General features: G+C 37.8%; 27 protein-coding genes and 1 other RNA gene. 7 read left to right on the forward strand and 21 right to left on the reverse strand.

All coding sequences use genetic code 11. From position 1 onward, the window contains the following. Window positions 1–695: 695 nt before the first annotated feature. The gene (locus P3R27_RS09955; protein ID WP_019724011.1) at window positions 696–1058 is read right to left on the reverse strand and encodes a hypothetical protein; all 363 of its coding nucleotides are present in this window, start codon (window positions 1056–1058) and stop codon (window positions 696–698) included. Window positions 1059–1129: 71 nt separating this feature from the next. After that, window positions 1130–1510 carry a CvfD/Ygs/GSP13 family RNA-binding post-transcriptional regulator gene (locus P3R27_RS09960; RefSeq protein ID WP_301357054.1) on the reverse strand — a complete coding sequence of 127 codons (381 nt, stop codon included), beginning with the start codon at window positions 1508–1510 and terminating at the stop codon, window positions 1130–1132. A 90-nt stretch (window positions 1511–1600) separates the two neighbouring features. On the opposite strand from P3R27_RS09960, the gene P3R27_RS09965 reads away from it, so the two are divergent. Next, on the forward strand, window positions 1601–2767 hold the full coding sequence (locus P3R27_RS09965) for a MalY/PatB family protein (RefSeq protein WP_034690846.1): 1167 nt from the start codon (window positions 1601–1603) through the stop codon (window positions 2765–2767). 144 nt (window positions 2768–2911) lie between these two features. On the opposite strand, the gene P3R27_RS09970 is transcribed toward P3R27_RS09965, so the two are convergent. Both P3R27_RS09970 and P3R27_RS09975 read right to left on the reverse strand, forming a co-directional pair. Then, window positions 2912–3496 (reverse strand): peptidylprolyl isomerase, encoded by a 585-nt coding sequence (locus P3R27_RS09970; protein ID WP_034690848.1) that lies wholly within the window; start codon window positions 3494–3496, stop codon window positions 2912–2914. Window positions 3497–3546: 50 nt separating this feature from the next. Beyond that, window positions 3547–4659 carry an SLC13 family permease gene (locus tag P3R27_RS09975; RefSeq protein ID WP_301357057.1) on the reverse strand — a complete coding sequence of 371 codons (1113 nt, stop codon included), beginning with the start codon at window positions 4657–4659 and terminating at the stop codon, window positions 3547–3549. Between the two features lie 189 nt (window positions 4660–4848). Between P3R27_RS09975 and P3R27_RS09980 the strand changes: the two genes are divergently transcribed. Then, window positions 4849–5847, forward strand: a complete 999-nt coding sequence (locus P3R27_RS09980) for an NAD(P)/FAD-dependent oxidoreductase (RefSeq protein ID WP_034690853.1) — start codon at window positions 4849–4851, stop codon at window positions 5845–5847. Window positions 5848–5939: 92 nt separating this feature from the next. Next, window positions 5940–6449, forward strand: coding sequence for a phosphatidylglycerophosphatase A family protein (locus P3R27_RS09985; RefSeq protein WP_010736099.1), 510 nt, complete (start codon window positions 5940–5942; stop codon window positions 6447–6449). Between the two features lie 106 nt (window positions 6450–6555). Here the strand turns inward: P3R27_RS09985 and P3R27_RS09990 are convergent, their stop codons facing one another. The 6 genes from P3R27_RS09990 to tadA form a co-directional block, all read right to left on the reverse strand. After that, window positions 6556–7203, reverse strand: coding sequence for a TIGR01906 family membrane protein (locus P3R27_RS09990; RefSeq protein WP_034688827.1), 648 nt, complete (start codon window positions 7201–7203; stop codon window positions 6556–6558). Window positions 7204–7207: 4 nt separating this feature from the next. Continuing rightward, window positions 7208–7972, reverse strand: a complete 765-nt coding sequence (locus P3R27_RS09995) for a TIGR01457 family HAD-type hydrolase (RefSeq protein WP_301357060.1) — start codon at window positions 7970–7972, stop codon at window positions 7208–7210. Between the two features lie 4 nt (window positions 7973–7976). Continuing rightward, window positions 7977–8648 (reverse strand): YutD family protein, encoded by a 672-nt coding sequence (locus tag P3R27_RS10000; RefSeq protein WP_126133958.1) that lies wholly within the window; start codon window positions 8646–8648, stop codon window positions 7977–7979. 11 nt (window positions 8649–8659) lie between these two features. Then, entirely contained in the window at window positions 8660–10066 is a 1407-nt protein-coding gene (locus P3R27_RS10005; RefSeq protein WP_284592395.1) for a bifunctional metallophosphatase/5'-nucleotidase, read from the reverse strand. 158 nt (window positions 10067–10224) lie between these two features. Next, an RNA gene (gene ffs, locus P3R27_RS10010) (signal recognition particle sRNA small type) lies at window positions 10225–10309 on the reverse strand. A 40-nt stretch (window positions 10310–10349) separates the two neighbouring features. Continuing rightward, window positions 10350–10844, reverse strand: a complete 495-nt coding sequence (gene tadA, locus P3R27_RS10015) for a tRNA adenosine(34) deaminase TadA (RefSeq protein WP_034688832.1) — start codon at window positions 10842–10844, stop codon at window positions 10350–10352. 131 nt (window positions 10845–10975) lie between these two features. On the opposite strand from tadA, the gene P3R27_RS10020 reads away from it, so the two are divergent. Continuing rightward, entirely contained in the window at window positions 10976–11827 is an 852-nt protein-coding gene (locus P3R27_RS10020; RefSeq protein ID WP_034688834.1) for a helix-turn-helix domain-containing protein, read from the forward strand. A gap of 70 nt (window positions 11828–11897) precedes the next feature. Here the strand turns inward: P3R27_RS10020 and P3R27_RS10025 are convergent, their stop codons facing one another. Together P3R27_RS10025 and P3R27_RS10030 are read right to left on the reverse strand one after the other, a co-directional pair. Beyond that, on the reverse strand, window positions 11898–12233 hold the full coding sequence (locus P3R27_RS10025) for a hypothetical protein (protein WP_034688836.1): 336 nt from the start codon (window positions 12231–12233) through the stop codon (window positions 11898–11900). Between the two features lie 267 nt (window positions 12234–12500). Next, complete coding sequence (locus tag P3R27_RS10030; protein ID WP_034688837.1) at window positions 12501–13046, reverse strand: hypothetical protein; 546 nt, start codon at window positions 13044–13046, stop codon at window positions 12501–12503. 467 nt (window positions 13047–13513) lie between these two features. On the opposite strand from P3R27_RS10030, the gene P3R27_RS10035 reads away from it, so the two are divergent. Then, on the forward strand, window positions 13514–14989 hold the full coding sequence (locus P3R27_RS10035) for a helix-turn-helix domain-containing protein (protein WP_034688839.1): 1476 nt from the start codon (window positions 13514–13516) through the stop codon (window positions 14987–14989). A gap of 128 nt (window positions 14990–15117) precedes the next feature. On the opposite strand, the gene P3R27_RS10040 is transcribed toward P3R27_RS10035, so the two are convergent. The 7 genes from P3R27_RS10040 to P3R27_RS10070 all read right to left on the reverse strand — a co-directional run bounded on the left by P3R27_RS10040 (window position 15118) and on the right by P3R27_RS10070 (window position 22102). Continuing rightward, the gene (locus P3R27_RS10040; RefSeq protein WP_034688840.1) at window positions 15118–15822 is read right to left on the reverse strand and encodes a zinc metallopeptidase; all 705 of its coding nucleotides are present in this window, start codon (window positions 15820–15822) and stop codon (window positions 15118–15120) included. A 77-nt stretch (window positions 15823–15899) separates the two neighbouring features. Further along, window positions 15900–16238, reverse strand: a complete 339-nt coding sequence (locus P3R27_RS10045) for a zinc ribbon domain-containing protein YjdM (protein ID WP_126133956.1) — start codon at window positions 16236–16238, stop codon at window positions 15900–15902. A 300-nt stretch (window positions 16239–16538) separates the two neighbouring features. Then, window positions 16539–17489: a DHH family phosphoesterase gene (locus P3R27_RS10050; protein ID WP_034688845.1), complete on the reverse strand. Its 951-nt coding sequence runs from the start codon at window positions 17487–17489 to the stop codon at window positions 16539–16541. 15 nt (window positions 17490–17504) lie between these two features. Further along, window positions 17505–18836 (reverse strand): DRTGG domain-containing protein, encoded by a 1332-nt coding sequence (locus P3R27_RS10055; protein ID WP_034688846.1) that lies wholly within the window; start codon window positions 18834–18836, stop codon window positions 17505–17507. A 9-nt stretch (window positions 18837–18845) separates the two neighbouring features. Continuing rightward, window positions 18846–19526 (reverse strand): metal-dependent hydrolase, encoded by a 681-nt coding sequence (locus P3R27_RS10060; RefSeq protein WP_034688847.1) that lies wholly within the window; start codon window positions 19524–19526, stop codon window positions 18846–18848. Between the two features lie 433 nt (window positions 19527–19959). Next, window positions 19960–20310: a PTS sugar transporter subunit IIB gene (locus P3R27_RS10065; RefSeq protein ID WP_034688848.1), complete on the reverse strand. Its 351-nt coding sequence runs from the start codon at window positions 20308–20310 to the stop codon at window positions 19960–19962. Between the two features lie 112 nt (window positions 20311–20422). Further along, complete coding sequence (locus P3R27_RS10070; RefSeq protein ID WP_034688849.1) at window positions 20423–22102, reverse strand: ribonuclease J; 1680 nt, start codon at window positions 22100–22102, stop codon at window positions 20423–20425. 473 nt (window positions 22103–22575) lie between these two features. Here P3R27_RS10070 and P3R27_RS10075 point away from each other — a divergent pair, with 473 nt between their 5' ends. Next, on the forward strand, window positions 22576–24084 hold the full coding sequence (locus tag P3R27_RS10075) for an ABC transporter permease (protein ID WP_301357370.1): 1509 nt from the start codon (window positions 22576–22578) through the stop codon (window positions 24082–24084). 12 nt (window positions 24085–24096) lie between these two features. Next, window positions 24097–24762: an ABC transporter ATP-binding protein gene (locus tag P3R27_RS10080; RefSeq protein ID WP_126133954.1), complete on the forward strand. Its 666-nt coding sequence runs from the start codon at window positions 24097–24099 to the stop codon at window positions 24760–24762. 57 nt (window positions 24763–24819) lie between these two features. Here P3R27_RS10080 and P3R27_RS10085 read toward each other — a convergent pair whose 3' ends face one another. Further along, window positions 24820–25041: a CsbD family protein gene (locus tag P3R27_RS10085; protein ID WP_010736118.1), complete on the reverse strand. Its 222-nt coding sequence runs from the start codon at window positions 25039–25041 to the stop codon at window positions 24820–24822. Between the two features lie 90 nt (window positions 25042–25131). Next, the gene (gene iadA, locus P3R27_RS10090) at window positions 25132–26325 is read right to left on the reverse strand and encodes a beta-aspartyl-peptidase (RefSeq protein WP_126133953.1); all 1194 of its coding nucleotides are present in this window, start codon (window positions 26323–26325) and stop codon (window positions 25132–25134) included. Window positions 26326–26407 lie beyond the last annotated feature (82 nt).

The following is a 26407-nucleotide window of genomic DNA, read 5'->3' on the forward strand; positions in this document are numbered from 1 at the left end:
TCTTACTTTGTTCAGTTTTCAAAGGTCTACGTGATAATTGAAACACAACTGTCTCAATTCATCATTTGTGATTGCCGTAGCAACTTTTATATCTTAGCAAACTCTCGGATGATTGTCAACTATTTTTCAAAAGTTTTTTGAACTCGTTTTTCACGAGGCTGTTTCAGCAACTCACTCATCATAACTCGTCGTATGTTATTTGTCAACACTTTATTTCGCTTTAAATCCTTACATATAAGCGTCTCACAAAGCGCTGAAACAATTCAACTTCGTTATATTAACATGGTTTTATCCAGCGGTCAATAGTTTTTTCGATGTTTTTCTGAATATTTTCAAAAGAACTTATTTTCGAATCAACGTTGTCTAATTTACCATGCTACACACCTAGCGTCAATACTTATTTTTAAGTAAAAAAAAGACAAGGTTTCCAATCATTTTATGATCATTCGGATTATCCATGTATTTAAGTGTTTTTTTTATAAAAAAGTTAAAAAATCAATTGAATCCTGAACATTCTCTTCTACTTTTCTTGTAAGATAGACAAAAAAAAGAAGTTTGAAAGATGTTCAAACTTCTCTGAAAGTCCTGCTTGGTTCCAAAAAATGATCTCCTATTTTATTCGTTGATTCTCAAGTAGTCAACGATACACCTGCGGACGGTATTCATTTCTCTTTGGTAGAAGTACTGGAATCAATTTAAAAAATCGGTACACCATCTACTTCATAAATCCCTAGTACCGTACGCATTTGTCCTGGATCTTCCCAATGATAACCTTCGCCTAACTGTTCTTGTTGATTTTTTTGTTCCGTTTCAAAAACAAAAAGTGGAACATTTTCTTGATTGATATGGGTATTCGTCAACTCCATCAAGTTGATTTTACTCACATCAATATGAACGATTTCTTTTAGGAAACTAAGTATGTTTGCTAAACCAGTCTTATCATTTGAGTGGTCTGCGCATGCGAACTCTAATTTATTCTCTCTTGAATGAACTAAAAATTTTTTAGATCCATCCTCCAAATGCAACATAATTGTACCAGCGACTCTTTTGTTTGCCAAAATTTCCACCTCGATCAACTTGTTTATGGCTTACAAGAGAATTTTAGCATATTTTCAGAAAAAATACACTTTTATTTCCTTGGTTCTTTTTTATCTAATTGGATCAATGCTTCCTTGATCCATATAGGTAACTGTTTTTCAATCGTTGCAAACCCGATTTTTTTATTTTTATTAGTGAAGTATCGTTTTCTTCGGTATGGGATCGATGGTACTTTCTTTTCTAAGGTACGTAACGACAGACTGATTTTGTTCGAATACTCATCAATATCAATGATTTGTACAGTCACCGGTTGCCCTACCTTCAATAATATATGAATACTTTTCGTATAACCAGATTGCACTTCTGATACGTGGATCAACCCTTGTGTCTCTTCATCTAATGAAACAAACGCTCCATATGGTTGTATTCCAGTGATTTTCCCTTTGATTATTTCGCCTATTCTATAAGTCATATACTTCCCTCTCTTCGCATTTATCATTATACTGTAAATATTAAAAAAAAAGAAGTTCTGTTCTTGCATCTAGATATGGAGGTCTTATAGATGGAACAATTTGATGAAATAGTTTCAAGACTAAACACAGATAGCGTAAAATGGGATACCATCTCACAAACTTATCATAGGAATGATCTTTTACCTTTATGGGTAGCGGATATGGATTTTCTTGCCCCTCAAGGAGTAACAACAGCTTTTCAAAACTATCTGAAAAAAGGCATTTTTGGTTATTCGATCGTACCGGACGGTCTCTACCGATCAGTGATTGATTGGGAAGAAAAGCGCCATCATGTGACTCTAACTAAAGACCACATTCTTTTCACTAGTGGAGTCTTAGCTAGTCTCTCATTGGCGATTCAAGCATTTACAGCTCCAGGTGACGCAGTGTTGATTCATGATCCAGTTTATCCGCCATTTGGTGCAATTGTTGAAAATAATGAGCGTCAATTGATTCGCAGTCCTTTAAATAAAACAGCCAATCATTTTGAAATGGATTTTCAAGATATGGAAGAAAAAATTGTCTCAAACAAGATAAAAGCAATGATTCTATGTAACCCGCATAATCCAGGTGGTCGTGTTTGGACCAAAGAAGAGCTCAAACAGTTGAGTGAACTATGCTTAACATACGACGTCTTCTTATTTAGTGATGAGATCCATCAAGATATCGTCTTTTCCGGATATGAATTCACCTCGATGCAAACAATTGATCCTGCCCTTTCTCGATTATTGATCACATTCACTTCAGCAACTAAGACATTTAATCTAGCTGCAATAAAAAATTCAATGGTCTTCATCAAAGATCATGATTTAAAAAGTCGCTTTACGAAACAATTAGAAAAAAATCAACATCAAGGAATCAATACTTTCGGACTCTTAGGCACTCAAGCTGCTTACGAAACTGGTGAGGAATGGTTAAATGAGTTATTAGTTTATCTGGAAGAAAATGTCCGAGAAGTCATTACCTTCTTTACTAAGTATCTTCCTGATATCAAAGTGATGAAGCCAGAAGGAACGTACCTTATATGGCTTGATTTTTCTGCCTATACGAAAGATGACCGGCTACTTGAAAAGAAGCTGATTGAAAAAGGCAGAGTTGTCTTGAATCCTGGAATCAGTTTTGGACCAAGCGGTCATTGCCATATGCGTTTGAATGTCGCTTGTCCAAGATCAGTATTAAAAGAAGGACTCTTACGTATCCAACGTGCTTTAAGTTAGAAAACGAAAGAAGTCATTGCACAACAAATGTTATTCTTTCCTACTTTGTTACCGCCCAAACCAAAAAAGCATCGAACAGCAAAAGTATTTTCTGCTTTTGCTGTTCGGTGTTTTTTAAGAGCTTGGTATGTTTAAAATTTTATTTTATTCAGAAATCTCAATCGTTTCGATCACTACATCATGTACTGGACGATCTTGTGGGCCACGTTGCGCATTTGCGATATCATCGACTGTGTCCATTCCTTCAAGTACATGGCCAAACACTGTATGACGGAAATCAAGCCATGGTGTTCCACCATTTTTATACGCTTCAATGATTTCGTTAGGGAATCCTGCTCCTTCTAATTGACTAAGCATGTTTTCTGGCACATTTGTGTTGTTGACGATAAAGAATTGGCTGCCATTTGTATTTGGACCAGAGTTAGCCATTGATAGTGCGCCACGTAGATTGAACAATTCGCGGCTGAACTCATCTTCAAAACTTTCACCGTAAATGCTTTCGCCTCCCATACCTGTACCGGTTGGGTCGCCTCCTTGAATCATGAAATCAGGGATCACACGATGAAAAATCACACCATCATAGTATCCTTTTTTTGCTAATTCAACAAAGTTTTGGACTGTTTTAGGTGCTAACTCAGGAAATAGTTTTACTGTAATATCTCCGCGATTCGTTTTTATAAGAGCTTTAGGCCCCTTTTCATTCATAAGATCAAGTTGTGGAAATGCCATTTTTTCTTCCTCCTAAAAAATTCTGTCTTCCTGTGTAATCATAACATATTCTATTGATATACGGTAAAGATGAGCCACAAGAAAATCAAAAAAACGATGTTGTAGAATGCAAAGACGAATAAATACTTTTTTCTCCATTCGGGATATTGCTTGATGACTAATTTGTAAGAGATCAAACTTGCCATTGAAGCAATCAATGTCCCTAATCCTCCCAAGTTCGTCCCAATGATCAAACCCTTGATATTTTCTGTATAACTTGATAGTAGGAGCGCCGCAGGAACATTACTAATCAATTGACTTGCAAAAATGCTTGCACTGACTTCATGATGCGCCACACTTTTTTCAAAAAAGGCTCGGACAACATCTACTTGTTTGATATTCCCGATAAATATAAAAAGAAAAACAAACGTAAATAATAAGGAGTAATCGATTTGTTTAAAGAGTCGGCGATCATTGCCTAGTATATTGACACTCACTAAGACCAATACAACATAATGAGGGATGATGCCACTTACAGCTAGAAGACATATTAAAAATAGACCAAAATAAAAAATGAGTTGTTTTCGCTTTAACATTATCTCATCTGCATTCGCCAAATCGATGGTATTATTTTTGATTCTCCCATAGATCAACACCACCAATAATATGGCAGCAGCTAGTGTATATGGAAGCATCAACTGTAAAAATTCGAGCAGTTGTAATTGTGACTGTGCGAATAAATAAAGATTTTGTGGATTACCGATCGGAGTGAACATACTTCCTAGATTACCCGCAATCGTCATCAAAGTTATGACGAGAGGAATCAAGGTTCGCATGCCGCTCCTTTCTACTATCAATAGACCAAATGGTACAAAAATGATCAGTGCCACATCATTCGTAATCAGCATACTACTGAGAAACGTGAGAAACACTAAAATCAAAATTATGCCTCTCGTATTTTTTGTCTGGGTGATCAAATAATTGCCTAGATAATCGAAAAACTGTTGTTGCCGTATCCCTTCTACAATCAACATCAAACAAAAAAGAAGAATCAATGTGTGAAAATCGATATAAGAAAAATAATTGAAGTTTGGCGGGATGACGAACATGGTCCCTATTGCTAAAAGAAAAGACAGCGTCAATACTCCGTCTTCTTTTGCATTGCTTGTTATTCTTTTAATCATAAAATTCTACCTCTTAGATTCAAACACTTCGTACTAATAAAATAACTCTTTTTAGCTAATATTGAAAGTAAATAAACTATATGTTAGATCACTCCTTATATTTTAGTAACTGTTCGTTCCATAATTAAACTATTTGAGAAGAATTCTCAATTAAATTCTGTTATAGTGTCACCAAGGGAGGAATTTCAAATGGAAATTTACGATATTACAATTATTGGTGCAGGGCCGGTTGGCATGTTTGCAGCTTTTTATGCTGGTATGCGCCAAGCGAAAACCAATATTATTGATAGTTTGCCTCAACTTGGCGGACAGTTAACTACCTTATACCCTGAAAAATATATTTATGATATCCCTGGTTATCCAGCAATCAAAGCGGTTGATCTTGTTAATAATTTAAAGAAACAATTGACCACTTTTAATCATACATTTCATTTAAATGAAGAAGTTCTCTCACTTTCCAGAGAAGACGAGATCATCGAGATCACTACTACGAAAGGTATCCATTATTCAAAAGCTGTGATCCTGACACTAGGAAGTGGTTCTTTCCAACCAAGAAAGCTGAACTTAGAACATGCTGACCTATACGAAAACCATGGGTTAGATTATTTCGTGAACGACTTAATGAAATATGCAGGAAAGAAAGTTGCCATTGCTGGCGGTGGGGATTCAGCAATCGACTGGGCACTGATGCTTGAACCTATTGCGAGCGAAGTTTATTTGATTCATCGTCGAGAGGCATTTAGGGCTCATGAACATAGCGTCAATCAGTTGAAACCATCCTCTGTAAATGTATTAACACCTTATTTGATTGAGCGTTTATCTGGTTCAAATGGAGAGTTGTCAGACATTCGTCTAAAAAAAGCTAAGACAGATGAAACGATTGATCTCATGGTTGACTCATTGATCGTCAATTATGGGTTCACTTCTAATTTAGAGCATTTATCTTCTTGGGGACTTGAAAGTTCCAGAAATGCGATCACCGTACACTCTGATATGTCAACTTCAATTCCTGGTGTGTATGCTGCTGGCGACATTTGTAGCTATGAAGGAAAAGTGAAATTGATTGCCACGGGATTTGGAGAAGCACCGACTGCTGTCAATAACGCATTGCATTTCATCAATCCAAAAGAACGTACACAGCCTGGTCATAGTACAAGCCTTTACGATAAAACATTTGGACCAAAATAACTTAGCTGCTTTTTTATAAAAGAAATGATTCTTGCTTTTTGTACGTACTACGTTACCATGATAGATAGAAAGAAGAGACGGAGGAATCAAAAATGGTCATAAAAACAGAAACCTTAGAAGAAAAAGCGCGAGATCTCCTAAAAGAACGTGGCGTAACGATCGAGGATATCGCTGAATTAGTCATGTTTTTACAAAAAGACTATATCTCAGATTTAAGCTTGGAGGATTGTGCGGAAAGTATTAATGCAGTCTTGACAAAGCGTGAAGTCCATAACGCGATCATTACTGGCATCCAATTAGATATCTTGGCAGAACAAAAACAATTGATGAGCCCTCTTCAACATATCATTGAAGATGATGAAGGATTATACGGAATAGATGAAATTTTAGCCTTGTCGATCGTCAATGTTTATGGAACGATTGGTTTTACCAATTATGGCTATATCGATAAAGTAAAACCTGGGATCTTGAAAAAGTTAAATAGTCACGATGGCAAAAATGTCCATACATTTTTAGATGATATCGTGGGAGCAATTGCTGCCTCTGCCGCAAGCCGCTTGGCCCACCAAGAACCGGAAAAACGGAGCCGTTTGACACAATAATCAAATAAAAATAAAAAATCATCCATAAAAATCGCAAAAGGATTTTTATGGATGATTTTTTGCTATATCCGAAAAAACAATCAACGCGCTACACGTAAGTGATTGGTTAATTGTTCTCCTTTTTCAATTCTCTTTTGCCAACAAGAACCATCAAAGCGAAAAATAATTCGATAAGCACAAAAAACAGAATGAAACAATGCATGAAGTATTGCTCAGGTAAGACATTGATGATTGGATCAGTCTGAGGATCAAACAACCAGTCATCATTATTGAAAAATGTTTCGTGAAAAAGAATAAAAAAACGATCAAAACCAATCAACATGAAAAAGCCAAAAACAAATGGTAGGACCATGCCGATTTGGAATGGGCGTATTAGCCGCCACAAACGCTGATTTCTTTTCAACTGGCGAAGAAACAAGCCACTTGGGATCAATGTAAGTAACAACACCGCATAATTGAGCATGAATAATAACTTGACTTCATAAAAATGATGTAAGCCACTCGCTGACATTGGAAAGTCGGGAAGTGCCAACACTTGCTCAAAAGGATTATTGAGATACCTCATCAGTTGATCATAATTTCGAAGTAATGTTGGCTGATCCACAGTAGTGTAATCTAAGATACCTAGATGCCCGATATCAAACACATATAGTGGGCGGAAGTTGATCGTTATTGCAATTGCTAAAGTGAACAACGTCAGGAACAAACTAACCATCCCCGCATATTCCACCCATTGCCATCGTTTATTTTTCATTGTTTTAGAAACTCCATTCATCTAACGATTGCAAGACATAGGTTGCTGGTGTTGGCAGATCTGGCATGTCTTCTTCTTTTGTAAAGCCTGATAACACAAGCAGTGTGTCGATCCCATTACGAATCCCTGCTTGGATGTCAGTTTCATAATTGTCTCCTACCATGATGACTTCTTCTTTGTTCAATCCTAAAAGTTCCACTGCTTTATTCATAATGATTGCTTCTGGCTTACCAATATAGACCGGTGTGGTTTGTGTCGCTGTCTCTACAAAAGAAACAACCGAGCCAGCTCCAGGTAATAATCCTCTTTCTGTAGGGATATTTTTATCAGGATTCGTGCCGATGAACGTTGCTCCCTTTTGAATCGCTAACGTTGCGGTCACCACTTTTTCGTAAGTCAAGTGATTGTCTAGGCCTACTACGACATAATCAGGATGTTCTTCTTCCCATACAAACCCTGCCTCTAAGATCAAATCTGTCAATCCAGCTTCACCGATCACATACACTTTATTTCCTTTAGCGTCTGATTTCATGAAATCAATTGTCGCTAGAGATGCTGTATAGATCGTTTCTGGTGAGACATGGATATCAAACTCAGTGGCTAAACGTTGTGCCACTGTACCCGGTGTTTTTGTCGTATTGTTGGTTACAAATAAAAAGGGCGTCCCATTTTCCTGTAACTGTTCGACGAATCGCTTTCCTGCCGGTATCGGCTCCGTTCCACGATAGATCGTTCCGTCTAAATCGATCAAATAGCCTTTATAATTCATAGGATCATTCTTCCCTTTGTCTAATAGTAAAATTCTTTTTAGAAGTTGATTTTGTTGGGCGTTCTGATGTTTTTTCAGTTCCCTTTGGTGTTGCTGGTTTACGATTTTTGATCACAGGTTGTTTGCGTACCGATTCAACGGGCGCTTTTTTTTCATCGATGTGCGCTTGATTGTTGCGATTCGGATTTTTTTTCTTTTTACGTCGTTGGGTGTTTTTTTCTTTTTTTCCGCCAATACGTTCAATGACAAAATATGCACAGCCAAAATTACAATATTCGTATAAATAATCTTCTAATGCATCAATTCGCTGATCTGGGTGAGCACGTCGATTCGTGGCATCAAAAAAGCCTTTCAAACGTAGCTGTTCGTACCCCCAGTCACCTACGATGTAATCGTATCTGGAAAGCACTTCGCTATATCTCTCACCAAGCTTCTCAGCATTGAAACCTTCCCGGTAATCCGTTAGGATACGATAAGGTCTATCACCAATCAAAAGATTCGTTTCATCTGTCAATGTGACGATTTCTCCTTTGACTTTCTCTGGCTTCGTTTCCTCGATTATTTCTTCTAAAACTGCCGTCACTTCTTCGGTCACTGTTTGTTCTTGTGAGCGATCGACCGTTGTTTGACTCTCTTTTTTGTCACTGTTGTGTTGTTTATTTTGTTTCGTCGACATGCTTTCACCACCTATTTCTCTATTATACCTTCTTTTTCATTGGTTGGGTAGTGAGCATTTAAGTAGTCTCCCACTACTGTGCGAATAAATTCGGGAAATAAAAAATCGACCTGTCCGACAATTTCGATGGTTGGGAAAAAAGGAACAAACATCAGGTGGTCGACCGTAGTAACGGTATAATTCTTTTCCTCTTCGATTGGTTGTTTTTGCCACAGAACTTCTCGATTGACCGCATCATACGTGATCCCACTATAGAAAATCTCACCGAATATCTGACCACGAAACCCCATTCCCTTGATAGGAAAATTCCGTAAAAAAAGGCGACTTTTTTCAATTTCCAACACTAAGCGAATCATATCTGACCCTTTCAGCGTGACGTTGATCAAATGCATCGGATGTGGCAGTGCGCTATGGAGTTGATCTTGGTCAACCACTCCTTTAGGTACGCTATTCAAAAAAAGCCCACTATTCAGAAATGATGCTTCTGTGTTTCCTCTTTCTTTTACCGCTTCTAAAGCGATTTGGATAAAGGAATGTTCATCAAATGAATCAAGTGATAAGTCAAATGGCAGATCTGCCACTTTCTTTTGGGCTAAAAGACGATGTCCTTGTTCAAGATAACCGGCGATTTCTTTCTCATCCTCTACGAATGCAGTCATTGTATCTGTCGGAATCGCTTTGGCGTAGTGTCCGATGATTTTTTTATTTTCCAATGAAAGATGTACTTCCCCTACATATTGCCCAAATTTTCCGGCAGCGGCTAATTGTACCTCATTCACGACTTTCCCATCAATAAAAAGATGATGAGTATGCGATCCTAGAATCACATCGATTGCAGGGATTTCTTTTGCAATCTGTAAATCATCTTGGATCCCTAAATGACTCATTAAAACAAGAACGTCTACCTGTGGACGCAATTGCTCCACTAGTTCTGGCAAAAGGTCATACGGCTGACGGATGTCCCATCCATTTGGATTATATGTCAAAGGGAATGGCGCAGTAAAAGCAATCAAACCGACTTTTGTTCGTTGCTTTGTTTCGATGATTTTATATGGCTTTGTCCACACTGGTGGTTGCAAAGTATTTTTATCGAATAAGTTGCTCAGTAGCACATCAAAATTCGCGTGATCATATAAATGATTCAACTCATTCTTGGAATTACCCACACCTTCATTATTCCCTATAGTTGCTGCATCATATCCGATTTGATTCATTAATTCAACATTGGCATGACCATTCGTTGCTTCTGACAAAGGATGCCAACGATCAACAAAATCTCCAAGATCAACCGTGAGAGTCGTCGTATTATTTTTTTTCTCATTTTCACGCTTTTTTTGCTCAAGGAATCTTCTGATCCGTGGCCAGTTTTCAAGATGTGAATGTAAGTCATTCGTGTGTAAAAGAACGATTTCTTCCACTGTTTGTTCCACCTCACTTTTTTTCATCATACCATAGGGTTTCCCTTTGTTCACATGGAAAGTTTTTTCACAAAAAAAAGGTACTTAGACTTTTTCACAAAATCTAAATACCTTAAACTTGCCTCTAATAAAAAAAAGCCCTTTAGGCTTAATAATCCAATCAATCAGACACATGGCGGCACCTGCTTAGTGCTGCTTCCTTCCGGATCTGACACGCTTCACAAGCCCACCATTGTCCTAGCCTTTCGGCAAGGAATAGTATACCGCATTTTATTATCCTTGGCTAGTCCTTTTTTAATTTCTTTTTCTTTGCTCGCAACTCTCTAAAAAACATAGATAAAAGTTCACCACATTCTTCTTCTAATATTCCGCCCTCCACATCGGCCTGATGGTTGAAACGTTCATCCTCAAGTAGATTCATCAATGTCCCTGCGGTTCCTCCTTTTGGATCATAGGCACCAAAGTAAACTTCTTTTACGCGAGAAAGAATCATAGCACCGCTACACATTGGACACGGTTCTAACGTGACATATAATTGTGTTTCTTCTAAACGCCAACTTCCGATTGCCTTGCATGCTTCTTGGATTGCAATCATCTCAGCATGTGTTGTTGCATTTTGTGTTGTTTCCCTCAAATTGTGCCCACGCCCAATAACCTGTCCTTGGTGAACCACGATGGCGCCGATTGGTACTTCTGCTAACGCTTCTGCTTTTTTGGCTTCTTCAATAGCCACACGCATCCATTCTTCTTTTATTCGCTGTTGTTCTGTTTCTACCACTTGTACTCCTACCTTTTTTAGATTTACTTATCTTCTCTATCAAACATAGTATAACTGGCTTTTTAGTGAAGTACAAAGAGTTTTTCCTTATCGCCATGTCCTATGGTAAACTAGAGGATGAGGTGAAGTAAATGAACACAGAAAAGTTACTTGGATTATACCCAAATGCACAAAAAAAGAATTCTCCTTCTTCTGATGATCGAATTCTTTCACTGGTTGTAGAAGATTACTTCTTGTGGATCGATAAAAGTTCCTTGTCCGTTCAAGAAGAAAAACTTTTGAAAGCGTTATTTCAGAAAACAAACACCTTAGACAGCCATCCTTGGTATCAATATTTATTTGAGGAAAAGGTATATGTATGTGAAGAAAACTGTCGAATCATTCAGTTACATTTTGAAAAGAGATCAGATTTCTTACAAAAAGAATGGCGAGAAACAATTTCCGGATTATTTCCCGAAGCTCTTGATTTTTTTCTTTACACAGAGACAGATGCGTTGATCATCGAAAGAAAGCATACCAATTATTTGAATACGACAGATCTTAAAGGCATCTTTTTATCTCTTGATGTCGATTTTGATATGACGACACAAGCCTTTGTCGGTTCATTCCATTCAGCTGGACAAAATCTAACCGCTATGTTCAATGAAGAACGAAAAATTTTCCTGAATAAACGAACACAAATACAAGTAGCCGACCAAACGACTTCCATACAAGAAATTGCCTTATATTATTATACAAAAGAATTAGCTACATCCAGTCAGCTAACAAATGAATATCAAGAAATAATCCGTAGTTTTAAAATGGAAGACATCATTATCGAACTGTGGAAAAATTTCGGGAATATCAGTTCAGCGGCTAAACAACTTTTTATGCATCGAAACACTCTCCAATATCGGATCGAAAAGTTTGACGAACAAACAGGCTTCAATTTAAAAAAAGCAGATGACTTACTCTTTTGTTATCTCCTTTTGTTACACATATAAAAAAGGAACAAGCAGCAATAAACATCGCCTTGCTTGTTCCTTTTTTCGATCAATTCAAAGAGAATCGTTTTTAGATCATTTTCTCAACAAGTGACATCAGACGACCTTTCGCATCTTCTGTTGAGTCTTTGATAGAGTCACCGTAGACAGAAATTTTCTTTTTGCCAGATTTAATCTTTGCAAGCATACCCATCAATGAATCTAAATCGCTATCTGATAAATGGTCGACGACATCTAATAACTTTTCATTCCCATCAAATTTGTCATACACGAATTTTTTTACTTTTGTTCGGTTACTTAGATGATGGATTTTTTCGATCACTTTGCCAGAAACAACTACAGCTGTTGCCACACTTGCTGCTGCTGCGACACCTAATCCAATCGTTACTTTTGTTGATGTTTTCATAATTATCAGCTCCTTTTTATCTACTACAATCATATCACAGTCAAATAGATAAGCGAACTAATTGCTATGAGCCCTGCCAGATGAATAGCAAAAAAATTTACAAAAAGCAAATACTGTCTTATTTTATGATTTGCTTTTGTACGACGCCACATTTGGCGTTTCCGGTTTTAAGCAACCTTAGTTTGATGCGTTAAAAAAAGCACCTCCTTTTTGGAGATGCTTCATACATACAACTAAAGTAAATCATCCATACTAAGAAATGTAAGGTCAATTATCCGGAACGTATTGGATATTTGTTAGCATTTCAGGCAAATCATCTTCTAATTCTGCTAACTTATTCCAAATCAATGTCATTGTCTCAAAAAATTCCTTTGATGATTTATCTGAATTTAAACTTCCTAGTGCGTTCAGCCAAAGAAGTTCTAATAAATACGCTTCTTTGATTCCCGTATGTTCTCTGACAAACTCTGAGAACGTTCGTTTGAACAACGAGGCCATGTCTAATTCGGATTTGATAACTACTCCTCTAATACTCTCATGAATCGAGAAAAACTCCTTCAATAAATGAACGACACTGAAAAAATCGTCAATAACGTATTCAGCTAAATATCGATCAAAACATATCGTGATCTCTTCGATAATTTTTTCTTTTAGTATACGGATTGATTTAAAATGTGCATAGATCGGGTAAGTAGAACAGCCACAAAAAGAAGCTAAACTTCTCGCTGTGATTGTCGATAACCCATTTTCTTCAGCATATACCATACTCTTAAATAGTAAATATTCTTTACTAAAATTCGTCACTCTTCCCACGAAACCATCCATCCTTTCCGATTATCTTATTCATATCCGGCAATGATTCTTTTTTTATTTCCCATGACGATCCAGCGCATTAGCTAGTAGGAAAAACTTATGTAAACCATGAAGAAACAAGTTTTGATAAAAAAAAACGATAATAACATATTTCGGGGGTTAAAATATGTCTCTTTGTAATAGAAGCTTGATTTATCTAATGCTTCGCCAAAAATAAGATTTAAAAAATAACGAAACACTCAATTAAATAACATTGTATTCCCTCATCCAAGATTATTTAAATGATTCCAACTTGACAAAATAAGCAAAGAAATAAACAATAGAATAGATAACTGATTATCATTTATTAAAATAACAAGTTATATAATCTAATTCTATTACTATGTGAGAATATCATACATTGAAAACACTTTCCACTCACATTTTATGTCACCACTAGTACACTAATTGTCAGAAAGGAGTCCATCATGTTAATCGATGCAAAAAAGAAAGAATTATTAGTCCTCTATACGATCGCTCAAAAAAGTCAATGTACGTTAAAAGAACTGGCGGATGAACTGACTATACCTAAACGGACAATCAAAGAATTGATTCGAAAGTTGAATACTACGATTGAACAGCACTTGAGCATTTCTACTTTTATTTTCTCTACACACAAAGGAGAAATAACTATATCCGATGAATACCAAGAAATAAAAATGATGATTTATCACAAACTCAAACTTTTTTATTTAAGAGAATCTAATCGTTTCAACTACTTATTACTTATGGTCAATTATCCCAAAGCGTATGTTCCGAAAAAATATTTATTGGAGCAATTATACATATCCCACTCTTACTTAGAAAAATTAACACACCAATTGAATGAAACACTTCAAGATTTTGAAATCGAGATTGTTTCATCTCAGGGCTGTTATTTGTTCAAAGGAAACGAATTATTTATCCGACTCTATTTGTTTTTTATTCTATCTGATGCTTTTCAAGGGTTGGAATGGCCTTTTGATAAATTCAAATTGAGCCAACTAAAAAAAGAGCGGCGATTATCCAAAAAATTGCTCGTTTCAAAGCATTCTTTGAAATATCAAGAAAACTTGTATTTGCTGATTGCTATTTTTACGCTTCGTACACAACAATCATCATTGATTACCTCTGAATCTAGTGAGGTCTATGCTATTTTAGAATTGCTGCAACAGGTACAAGATATCTCTGGTAGTTTTAAACATCATTTGTTTCATCTTTTACCACATGAAATCGCCATTGATGAACTATTGTATTTTAATTTTTTGATTTATTGCTTTTTTCCTAATCTCATTTCAAGTCAGCAGAAGAGTTTGATTGGTTATACTTTGACGAATAAACGTAATCATCTATGTATGAAAATCACCTCACTCACAAAAGAGCTAGCTCAAACCTTTCCAGTGATCGCAGCATCTGAAAAAAGGTTTTTTTACAATTACTATCTTATGCTTTCTTTAATTTCTATTTTGATATTGGGAAATACAACTCCCTTTTTCTACTCGTTGCATTTTCCTAAACCAGCACTTGAGCTTGATGAATCGAATGAACAAATACAACAAATACAACAAATTATCTCTGAAGTTTTTCATGACCACCCAAAAAAAACGTTGATTATTTATTATTTGAGTAGCTTGATCTATAACCTCTTGCAGTCGGAAACAAATGAAAAATTATTGATCTATGTACAAATGAATAAAACGCTGACTGGGAATTATCATATCCAAAATCGATTACGACAAGTATTTGACGAAAAAATGATTCGCTTGACAGAAAATCCAGAACAAGCAGATTTGATCGTCACCGATTGGTTTGATAAATTGCATCAAACGAGTAAAATTTTTTACCTTGATCCTAGTAAAGAAAAAGATTTGTGGGTAGATTTAGTCACAAAAATTCAACAACTCTATGTCAATAAAATGATTTGATTTAAAGAAAAGATAGGAGAAACAAGCGTGTCTCTATCGTCTGAACTTTTAAATTGCTAAAAATTTCTCCAAAATAAAAAGTGAGTGGATCAGTCCAATCGACTGTCCCTCACTTCTATTGGTTTGTTCTAGTCTCGACGATTGCCGCCAAAGAGCAAAATCAAACGTAGTAATTGTAAGAAAGTAGATAGCGCTGCAGCAACATAGGTCAAAGCCGCCGCAAATAGCACATGTTTCGCCATTGGTACCTCTTCTTCTGTCAGTAAGCCACCTTCACTTAAAATTTGGATCGCTCGTCTTGACGCATTGAACTCTACTGGTAGCGTAACAAGTTGAAACAATAGTGCCAATGAAAAAGCGAAGATACCAATATTGATCAACGTCGTATTCCAACTAAATAATACACCTACCATGATCAACGGAAACGAAATCATCGAGCCAAAATTCGCGACAGGCACTAATGAAGCTCTGATTTTCAACGGAGCATAACCAACGGCATCTTGCACTGCGTGTCCACATTCATGGGCAGCTACACCAATTGCAGCGACTGATGTAGATTGTGCTGTAGCTTGCGATAAACTCAACATCTTGTTCCCTGAATTATAATTGTCCGTCAAATCACCGGCGATTTGTTGGACGCCAACGTTATTGATTTGCTGACTTTGTAAAATGAACTGAGCGGCTTGTGTACCAGTCACGTTATTTTTGCTTCTGATTTTGTCGTATTTACGAAAAGTACTATTGACGTAAGCAGAAGCAATTCCGGAAATAGCCAATCCAGCAATAACTAAAAGAAACGTTGGATCTAAGCCATAAAAACCATATCCATACATAATCGTTTCACCCTTTCCTCATTGCTTTTATTTTACCATTGTTCGAGTAGAATAATTGTGAAAAGAGATTGAATATTTTAATTCTTTTTGACAAATTCTGATTTCAGCTTCATTGGACCAAACCCTTCGATTTTACAATCGATATTATGGTCTCCTTCAACTAAACGGATATTCTTCACCTTTGTTCCTTGTTTGATAGGTGAGAAAGCTCCTTTTACTTTTAAATCCTTGATAACGGTCACACTGTCGCCATCTGTTAAACGATTGCCGTTTGCATCAAGTACTACTAAACCTTCTGCTTCTGCTTCTGTTTCTTCAGATGGTGTCCATTCGTTTCCACATTCAGGACAAATCAATAATCCCCGATCTTCATAAGCATATTCTGAACCACATACTGGGCAATTTGGTACTGTCATGTTGTTTCTCCTTTTTGTTCGTTATTGAGCAATATTATAACGGAAAAATAACAGTTTGAAAAGAGCAACTTCTTATCGGAGATCCTAGAATACCTCCGCTGATTCAATCTCACTGACCTTGATTGCACATATCCCTGATAAAAAGACACTCAACTTCGATGAGTAAAGGGGCAAGGTAGAAGGAACCTGATTGCCGAAGAGGTCACTTCTACCCCCACCATTTATTCGTGCCAAAGGGAATAGATAAAAGAGAATGTAACGTTTGCTTAAAATTCTCGATTGACTACTTGAAGTACACTTTTAACGTGCATAATTGGTGCAAGCTTCTTGTATTTCTTTGTAGATCTCTGCTACTTCTTGCAGGTCTTTTGCATTTGCGCCACTTGCTAAGGGATGGCCGCCACCATGATGTCGTTTGGCGATCTCGTTGATGACTGGTCCTTTTGAACGTAAACGTACACGATAATAGCCCTCTGGTTGTTCGACAAAAATCGCCCAAGCTAACACTTCGTCAATCACACCCGGTAAAGAGACGACAGCTGCGGTCTCTGAATCAACGATGCCATACTTGTCTAACAATTCTTGTGACAAAATTACTTTTCCGGCACCTTTTTCGTCAACTTCGATCGTTTGATAGACACAACCGGATAATTTCGCTACTTTCATGGTGATCTGTTCAATTTCACGATTCAATTGGCTTGCATCGAAAGAGTACTTTCTTAACTCTGCTGCTAGTTCTAACGTACGACCTGTTGTTGAAGGATACAAAAACCTACCAGTATCTCCAACGATTCCCGCATACAATAAACGAGCAGAATCGCTGTTCATTTTCAGCTCATTAGGGAACATCAAAGCAAACTCAGCGATCATTTCACTACAGCTACTAGCTTTCGTATCCACCCAAAGTAAATCGCCATATGGTTCATCATTTGGATGATGATCGATTTTGATCACTTGATCTCCTAAGGAATAACGCTTATCATCGATACGTGGCGCATTCGCTGTGTCTGTCACAATGACTAATGCCCCTTGATAGAAGGCATCGTCGATTTCTTGCATTTCTGTTAAATAACGTAAACCTTCAACGTCTTTTCCAACTTGACGAATTTCTTTTTCTGGAAAACTATTACGTAATAACTCGGCTAATCCCACTTGTGAACCTAAAGCATCTGGATCTGGCCTTTGATGTCGGTGGATCACGATTTTTTGATATTTTTTGATTTCATTCAAAATTTCTTCTTGTATGGTCATTTTCTTTCCTACTTCCTACGAACGTTCCATCACTTGGCAGACGACAATAGCTTTAGCCACGATCGTGTTTTCTATAAATACTTCTACATCAAGTTTAGCAGACCTTCTACCGATTTCTAAAACTCTTGGATGAATGTCTAACTCACTTTCGATCTGGATCAGACGAAGGTAATGTAGATTCATTTGTTCCAACAAGATATTTCTTCGTTGATTCATGATCATTGTTTTTTGAGCAACATCTGAAATGATTTCACTTAATACCCCAAAAGAAATCGTTCCAACACCTGTTACCATTTGTGGTGAAACCTCAAATTTGAACTTAGGCGTCGTCAATCGATTGCCTTCGCGATCGGTATCGATCGTTTGGATAGCTCCTGAAATCTGATCAGAAATCGTATCAGCAATTTGCGGTTGACGTTGTACCAATTGCATCGCCTTCATGACATCTTGTCGTGTGATCAATCCTTCTAACGTCAAATCATCGGAAACGACTGGCATGACTTCTAAACCATCCCAAATCATTTGATGTCCGACAGAAGCAACGCTCATCGTTTTCTTGACACTGATTGGATCTTTGGTCATGACCCGATCAATGACTTGTGTCGGTGCTTTACCTACGACATCTTTTGCCGTAATGATCCCCATCAAACGCATGTGATGATTCACCACTGGGAAACGAGAATGTTGGGTTTCTTCTGAAATCCGTTGATAATCAGCCACCGTATCCGACTGTAACAAATAATGTGTTTTCTGGGCAGACAGATAAATATCACCGACGAGCATGATATCTTTTTTGATCAGTTGGTCACTAAGCGCTCGGTTAATCATCGTTGCTACAGTAAATGTATCATAGGTCGTACGTAAAATCGGCATAGCTAATTCATCAGCTAATTTGGCAATCTCAGGCGTCGTATCAAAGCCACCCGTGATCAACACTGCTGCGCCATCCTCAAGTGCTAACTTTTGCACTTCAGTACGGTTACCGACGATCATCAATGAACCTGGAGTGATATAGCGTTCCATTGCATGTTCGGTCATCGCACCTATGACAAATTTATTCAAGACTTTATCTAGACCGACTGCCCCGCCTAAGACATCGCCTTCGATGATCCGCACGACTTCGCCAAACGTCAATCGTTCGATATTTTTCTTCAACTTACGTTCGATCCGTATCGTTCCTACTCGTTGGATCGTTGACACTAACCCTACATTTTCAGCATCTTTAATTGCTCGATAGGCCGTTCCCTCACTGACGTTCAATTCTTTGGCTATACTACGGACAGATATTCGATTCCCCACTGGTAGGCTTTCGATATATTCTAAAATCAAATCATGTTTTGTCGCCATCTTTTTCCCCTACACTTCCAGCGTTTCCGAAACGCTCATTATTTTTCCTTCGGTATCTGCTAATAAATCGATGAATACTTGCGGATCTTGTTCAATGACGGGAAAGGTATTGTAATGGATCGGTACGACTTTCTTCGCTTTGATTCGCTTCGCTGCACGAGCCGCATCCTCAGGACCCATTGTATAATTGTCGCCAATCGGTAAAAAGGCTACATCGATCATAAACTGTTCACCTAAGAGCGCTAAATCGCTAAAATCTGCGGTATCACCCGCATGATAAATCGTCTTCCCCTCTGCTTGGATCAGAATACCACTAGGCTCTCCCATATAACGCGAAACACCATCGATTTCAATACTTGAACTATGCTGTGCATGGACAAATTTGACTGTGCCAAAAGGAAACTCCCTTTTGCCACCAATATTCATACCAAAAGAGTTTGCTCCTTGCCGTTGTGCATAATCAGCGATTTCGACAATACTGATGATGGTCGCCTCATTGTTCTTCGCAATCGGCAACATGTCTCCAATATGATCAGCATGTCCATGGGTGATCAATATCCAGTCCGTCTGGACTTCATCCACTTTTAAATCAGTCATAGGATTCCCAGTAATAAATGGATCTATCAGCACTTGTTGGCCATTTTGCATTTCAAGAGAAATACAAGAATGTCCATGATAAGTAATCTTCATCTTCTCACTCCTCAACATTTTGGTCACTGACTCTTTCGTTTTCGTTTCGAACATTTACACAATTAGTAGTACAGTATATCCTATTCAATTGTAACAGATAATACAGGTTGTACCAAGTATCAAGTGAGCGTGTACTTACTATTGAATACCCAGATAAAAGAATGTTTCGTCTATAATTGACAGTTTCTGTTTATTGTTTGATTTCTGTGAATAAATCTAGAATGACTACGAAACTGTAATAATGTTCAAAATAAAAAATACCAATAGTAGAAACTAAGACGCTAGTTTCTACTATTGGTATTTTTTATTACAGTTTAGCTACCTTATAAGCCTTACAAGACTGAACTAATCCGCAACACTTTTTTAGGTGGAAGAGTGATAAAATATAAAAAAGCAGTTTGCTAACTACTTTGAAAATTTCTTCTTCTCTAGTTTAGTGATCAAAAAATTTTTTTAAGATATTCTCAGCATTTAGCAGACCATAATCTTTCATGTCTATCACTTCAATAACCTTTGTAGGATAATCTTTTACGATAGTTTCTCTCATAGAAGACAGCTCTGGTGATAATAGAATAACATCGGCAGCCTTTGCATACTGATCCAACTTAGAAATGCTATGCATGTCAACATGCACAAGTAAATTTTGTTTTTTTGCTAAGTTGTTCATCTTTGTTACTAACAAATTGATATAAAGCGTACTATCTGTACTCATTGAAGTTACGCCAAAAACGATAATCTGTTTCTCTTTCATTTGATTATTTTCCAAAAAAAATTCCTTTTCCATTACATACACTTCCACCTTTCCATAATATATCCAATGCGCTCACTTCTATAAAATAAAAGCTATACCAAACATATCCATTATCTGAACACCTTTTGATATAGCTTTTCATTTTTTATCTTTTGCCGCGACGTTGTGTCGCTTCCATGATGACTGGTAAAATCACTGGGCGACGTTTGGTTTGTTCAAACAAATAGCGACCTAATTGATCACGTATTTCTTGTTTCAACTTGCTCCACTCGAAATCATCGCTTTCTAAATGTTTGCCTACAATAGTTTCGATCATGTTGCTACTTTCATTGATCAAATCACGACTTGCTTTGACATAAACAAATCCTCGTGAAGTGATTTGCGGTTTTGAGACAATTTTCTTTTCGCGACGACTAATTGTCACTACTGCAACAAAAATACCGTCTTCAGATAAGATTTTACGATCGCGTAAGACGATGTTTCCAATATCACCGACACCTAGTCCGTCGATCATGACATTTTCAGCACTTGTCGTACCTGCCACACTCATCCGCTTGTTTTTATATTCTAAAATATCCCCACGTCCTGTGATATAGATATTTTTATAGGGGATACCAACTGCATGGGCTAAGTCTGCATGGGCAGCTAGTTCACGGTATTCTCCTTGAACTGGGATGAAATATTTAGGTTTCATGAAGTTCAACATCAATTGTAAGTCATTTGGATTTGCATGACCGGAAACCCGCAGGTTGTCAGAGATTTGTTTGACTATTCCACCAGCTCGGTAAATGATGTCTTCTGTCTTAGCAACCATTGTTTCCATCGCAATACTTGGTGTCGTTGTGATATAAACAAGATCGCCTTCTTTGATCTTGATATGGCGATGTGCGCCATTCGCCATTTTTTGTAAAGACTTGATTGGTTCACCCATCCGGCCTGTTTCCAAAATGATCAGTTCTTCAGGCTCATAGTTTTTCATATCTTTTAATGTGACCAATAGGTCTTCACTTGGTAATTGAAGTTTTTCTAAGCGCATAGCTGTTCGGATGATCCGTTCAAAGTCTTGCCCAGTCAACACAACCTTACGTCCTGCTTTAGCAGCGGCGTCTAAGATTTGTTGGACACGTTGAAGATTACTTGCAACACAAGCAACGATGATCCGTCCTTCCCAATATTTGATGGTGTCAAATACTTCATCAGCAATTTGGAACTCAGAAGCAACAGGGGTCGCGTTTTCTGCATTTGCTGACTCACTCAGTAAAGCTAACACGCCTTCTTTCCCAATCTCTGCTAAACGAGCGTAATCCGTTTGGTACATTGGGATCGCCATTTGGTCAAATTTAAAATCACCCGTATAAACGATATTTCCTTCTTGGGTTTTTAAATTGATCCCAACTGAATCTGGAATCGTATGGGTGGTGCGGAAGAAGCTAACGATTGTTTCACCGAAATCAATCTCTGTATGCTCATCTACCACATGAAAATCTTTGAATCCTTTTGCAGCATCATTGCGATTGACATTCAATTTTGCCAATTCGATCGTCAATTCGGTTCCGAACACAGGTACAGAAATCTTTGACAATAAATAAGGCAACGCCCCAATCGCATCTGCGTGACCATGTGTCAGAAAGACACCTGCTACACGATCGACATTATCTTCTAGATACGTAAAATCAGGAATTACAACGTCAATCCCTAATAATTCGTTTTCAGGATACTTCAGACCACAGTCTAAAATAAAAATTGCTTCCCCTACTTCTGCAATGTACAAATTTTTTCCGTTTTCGCGTACACCGCCTAAAGGGATAATCTTAATGGTACTCACAAATTTCACCTCTTCTTATGACATCTTCATTTTGACGATGTCGATTTTCTATTTTATTTAAAACGATCCAATTTCTGAGTGCCTCATTTTCGGATGATTTCATTAGATAATCAAATCTATCTTAATCTTACAGGCGTTTAGGATCTTTTTTTGACACAAAAAAATCGGGATTGCTTCAGTTGCTCGATCAACTGCTCCACATCATTATACAACAAATCAAACAAATCGCTAGCATGTACGATTGTTTCTATCTTCATGTTTTTCCCAGACCATTTTTTCTTCTTTTATTTTAGAAGATACTTCGTCTATTTTAACATAAATTACTCAATAACTATAGAATGTTTTTCATTTCCTGCTCCATTTGATCTGTTTTTAGCTTTCAACTGTTTGTATTCGTAGCCTCTTTTTAAGGTAGGCTTAAGCTACTCCCTTTATTCTATTTTTTGTACTCATTTCGAAAGGAGATCGAACCAATGAATTTTTTCAAACGAGCATTAAAAAGTACAAAAGTAAAATGGGGGCGTTCTTTATTATTATTAGCAGTTTTTACAGCAATCCTTGTCTTCGTTCTTGCTGGACTAACCATACGTAGTGCGGCACAAGAAGCAGCAGAGCAAGCTCAAAAAGATGTCGGTGCGACGGTCACTTTAAGTGCAAATCGCGAAGCCGCTTTTCAAAAACAAACGGAGGCAACTGATACTGAATCCGGTGGACGACCAGATCCTGGAAGTTTCTCCCTCACACCTGTTTCAGTCAGCGATGCAGAAAAGATCGCAGCACTATATCATGTAGCAAGTTTTTCCTTTGAAAGCTCTGCATCAGCTTTAGCAAATAGCGGAATCACTGCCATTTCAAGCTCTGATACCTCAGAAACATCCGAAGAAACTGATACTGCAACTGAAGCTGCACCAAACGGTGAAAACTTGGGTGGAGCTATGGGAGGTGGCAAACCGCAAATGATCCAAGCAGATTTTCAAATCAGCGGGGTATCGAATACAGCCCAAACCAGTGGCTTTACAGATGGCACAGCTAAAATCATCGAAGGAGAAGGAATCACTGATAGCGACAAAGATACGAATAATGTTGTGATCGACTCTACTTTAGCTAGCGCGAATGACTTATCCGTAGGGGACACTTTCATAATTACTAGCACGGAAGATGAAGAAACTACTTATGAAATGACGATCAAAGGAATCTATGAGTCAAGTGAAACAACTAGTAGCATGGGAATGAATTTCAATTTCATGAATCCAGCGAACACTTTGTATACTTATTATACGTTTGCCAATACATTGAATGGCGCGGCAGAAGATGACACAATCGATTCTGCGGTTTATACGCTGACCGATCCTAATAAAATGACAGACTTTATCAATGAAGCAGAAAACCTGATCAATACTTCAACGTTCAGTCTTCAATCAAACGATACCATGTTCCAAGCAATGCTTGAACCACTTAACAACGTGGCTAGTTTTTCACAAAATGTCGTTTTACTCGTTGCAGTTACCGGAATCATCATTTTGACTTTGATCATCATGATCACGATTCGTGAGCGTCGCCATGAATTAGGGGTATTGCTTTCATTAGGTGAATCCAGAAGCAAAATCGTCCTTCAATTGTTTGCAGAAGTAGCCCTATGTATGATCGTCGCGTTAGCTGCGGCTTCCTTTAGTGGAAATGTCGTTGCAAATGCGGTTGGTCAACAGTTACTTGATCAACAAACTGAAACGTCAACCGACTCACCTGCCGAGCAACAAGGAGAGCAAATGCCTAGTGGTGGCAATCGTGGACCTGGCGGACAACCAGGTGGAACTAGTAATCCATTTACCGTTTCGGAGCAAGTAAGCGACCTTGAAATCACCGTTCAACCAGCTCAATTCGGCCTACTAGCAGCTGTTGCATTTGGGATCAGCTTACTCTCAGTTTTTCTAGCCTCCATCGGCATACTACGATTAAATCCACGAAAAATTTTATTAAACTAAAGGAGGAATTGGATGTTACGTACAGAAAACTTGGGCTTCTGGTATCAGAATCCAACAGAAGCACTTTATAAAGATGTGAATCTATCTTTTGAAAAAGGAAAAATGTACGCCATACTAGGAGCAAGTGGTTCAGGAAAGACGACCTTTCTTTCGTTGATTTCAGGACTTGATACACCAAAAGAAGGGACTGTTTATTATGAAGAGCGAGCTTTAGCTAAAATAGGACTACGGAATTATCGTAAAAATGATGTATCCATTATTTTTCAAGCGTACAACTTATTGCCTTACCTTTCCGCTCTTGATAACGTCATTACCGCCATGGAAATTTCAAATACTCCTCAAAAAGGTTCTCGCCAAGTAGCACTTGATCGCTTGGCACGCGTTGGGATAAATGAAACACTTGCAAAACAACAAGTCACTAAATTATCTGGGGGACAACAACAACGCGTAGCGATCGTCCGAGCGATTTGTTGCGAACATCAGTTGATCATTGCGGATGAACCAACAGGAAACCTTGATGAAACGACTTCACAAGAAATCGTTCAACTCTTCCAAGAAATCGCCCATGAGCAAGATCGCTGTATCATCATTGTGACACACGAACTAGAAGTGGCTAAAAAATGTGATGAAGTTTTTGAATTAAAAAATAAAACATTCGCGTCCATTGATATTGGATAATCGCTAAAAAAGCGTCCACCTTATTGGTAGGACGCTTTTTTATAATTTACAAGTAGACTATTTATGGTCTTTTTTTGAAAATTTTTCTTTTACATCTTCAAAGCCTTCTTTGATTTCATCGCCGATATTACGAGCTTTACTCTTGATATCCGCACCTACAGATTGGGCTTTACCTTCTGTTTCTTTACTTCTATCGCCTGTTGCTTTTCCATAGGCTTCTTTGCCTTCACCTGCAACTTTGTCTTTCAAATCTTTAGAGCGTCCTTCTAAATCTGCCATGATATTTCCTCCTCTAAAATTTGTCTTTGTAACTACTTTTAGATTAACACCAATTATAAAAACAAACAAACAGTATGCTTATCTCAACATTCAGCTCGTTGCAATCGTTTGCTCAAATGTTCCCCAAACTTTCACTTGTTTTTCTTGGACCATGATGGTGCCATTAGCGATCACCGTATCGATTTCTAAGGTTTCTTTATCAAGTAGACAAAGATCTGCATCTTTACCAACAGCGATTCTTCCCTTTTGGTCCAGTTTAAGGACTCTTGCAGGATTGGAAGTCACAGCTCGTAAGGCAATCTCTAAAGGAATGGCTTCTTTTTGAACGGCTTCTTTGATGCCCACCAGTAAAGATTTCGCACTACCGACGCCCATACCGATAAAATGGTTCTCTTGGTCAAAATATGGGAGACTACCTTGTCCATCGGAGGTCAAGGTAAAGTTATCAAGAGAGACTTGTGCTTCCAATAACTGCTTCAATGCTTTACTGAAACGAACTTCACCATCGGTCTTTTCCCAAAAATCAGGATCTTCACTTGCAGTGAAATCGATCGTTCCACCTTTTTTTGCAAATTCGATACATTCAGCTAATAATTCAGTTGTCCGATTCGCATGCGTCGGATAAAACTGAGTAATAGGGATTTCTGTTTCTTCAACCACACGATTCAATAGTTCCAATTTTCTACTTCCGCCACCTAAATGGACATTCACGATCCCTGCTTTACCTGATAACATGCCACCAACACGAGCATCCGCCACTGCCCGAGCAAACTCGTCGAATGTTGGCTGAGAAGAGCGATGATCAGAGACAGCGATTTCTCCGATCCCAATGATCTTATCAATGGTAAGAAAATCTTTGATCAATGAATCAGTCACCGTTTTGACCGGCAACCGATAAGAACCCACGTAAACGTACGTAGTCAATCCTTCTGCCTCTAGCCCTCTTGCTTTACTGATCAAAGCAGTCATATCTCGACCCTCGCCATCTGTCCCGATACAACCTACGACTGTTGTCACTCCTGCTGTCGTTAATTGACTAAGTGTGACTTCTGGCGTGCGATTATGATAGCCACCTTCGCCGCCGCCACCTAAAATATGGAAATGTGCGTCAATAAAACCTGGGGTCAAGAGTTTTCCTTCTCCTGAAATTTCTTCTACGATCAATTCTTCGTAACCGCCAGATAGTTGATTTTCCAAGGCAACGATCTTATTTCCTGCCACTAATACGTCCTTCTTACCAAGATATTCTGGTGCATAGACATCGATTTGTCGAATGAGTTTCATACCTGATTTTCTCCTTTATAAATAATCTGTACCTTTTAAAATACTCAAAAGGTTGTTTAATAAGCAATCCATCGCTCTTTCG

It is taken from the genome of Enterococcus spodopteracolus (assembly GCF_030441955.1).
GTDB classification, from domain to species: Bacteria; Bacillota; Bacilli; order Lactobacillales; family Enterococcaceae; genus Enterococcus_B; species Enterococcus_B spodopteracolus.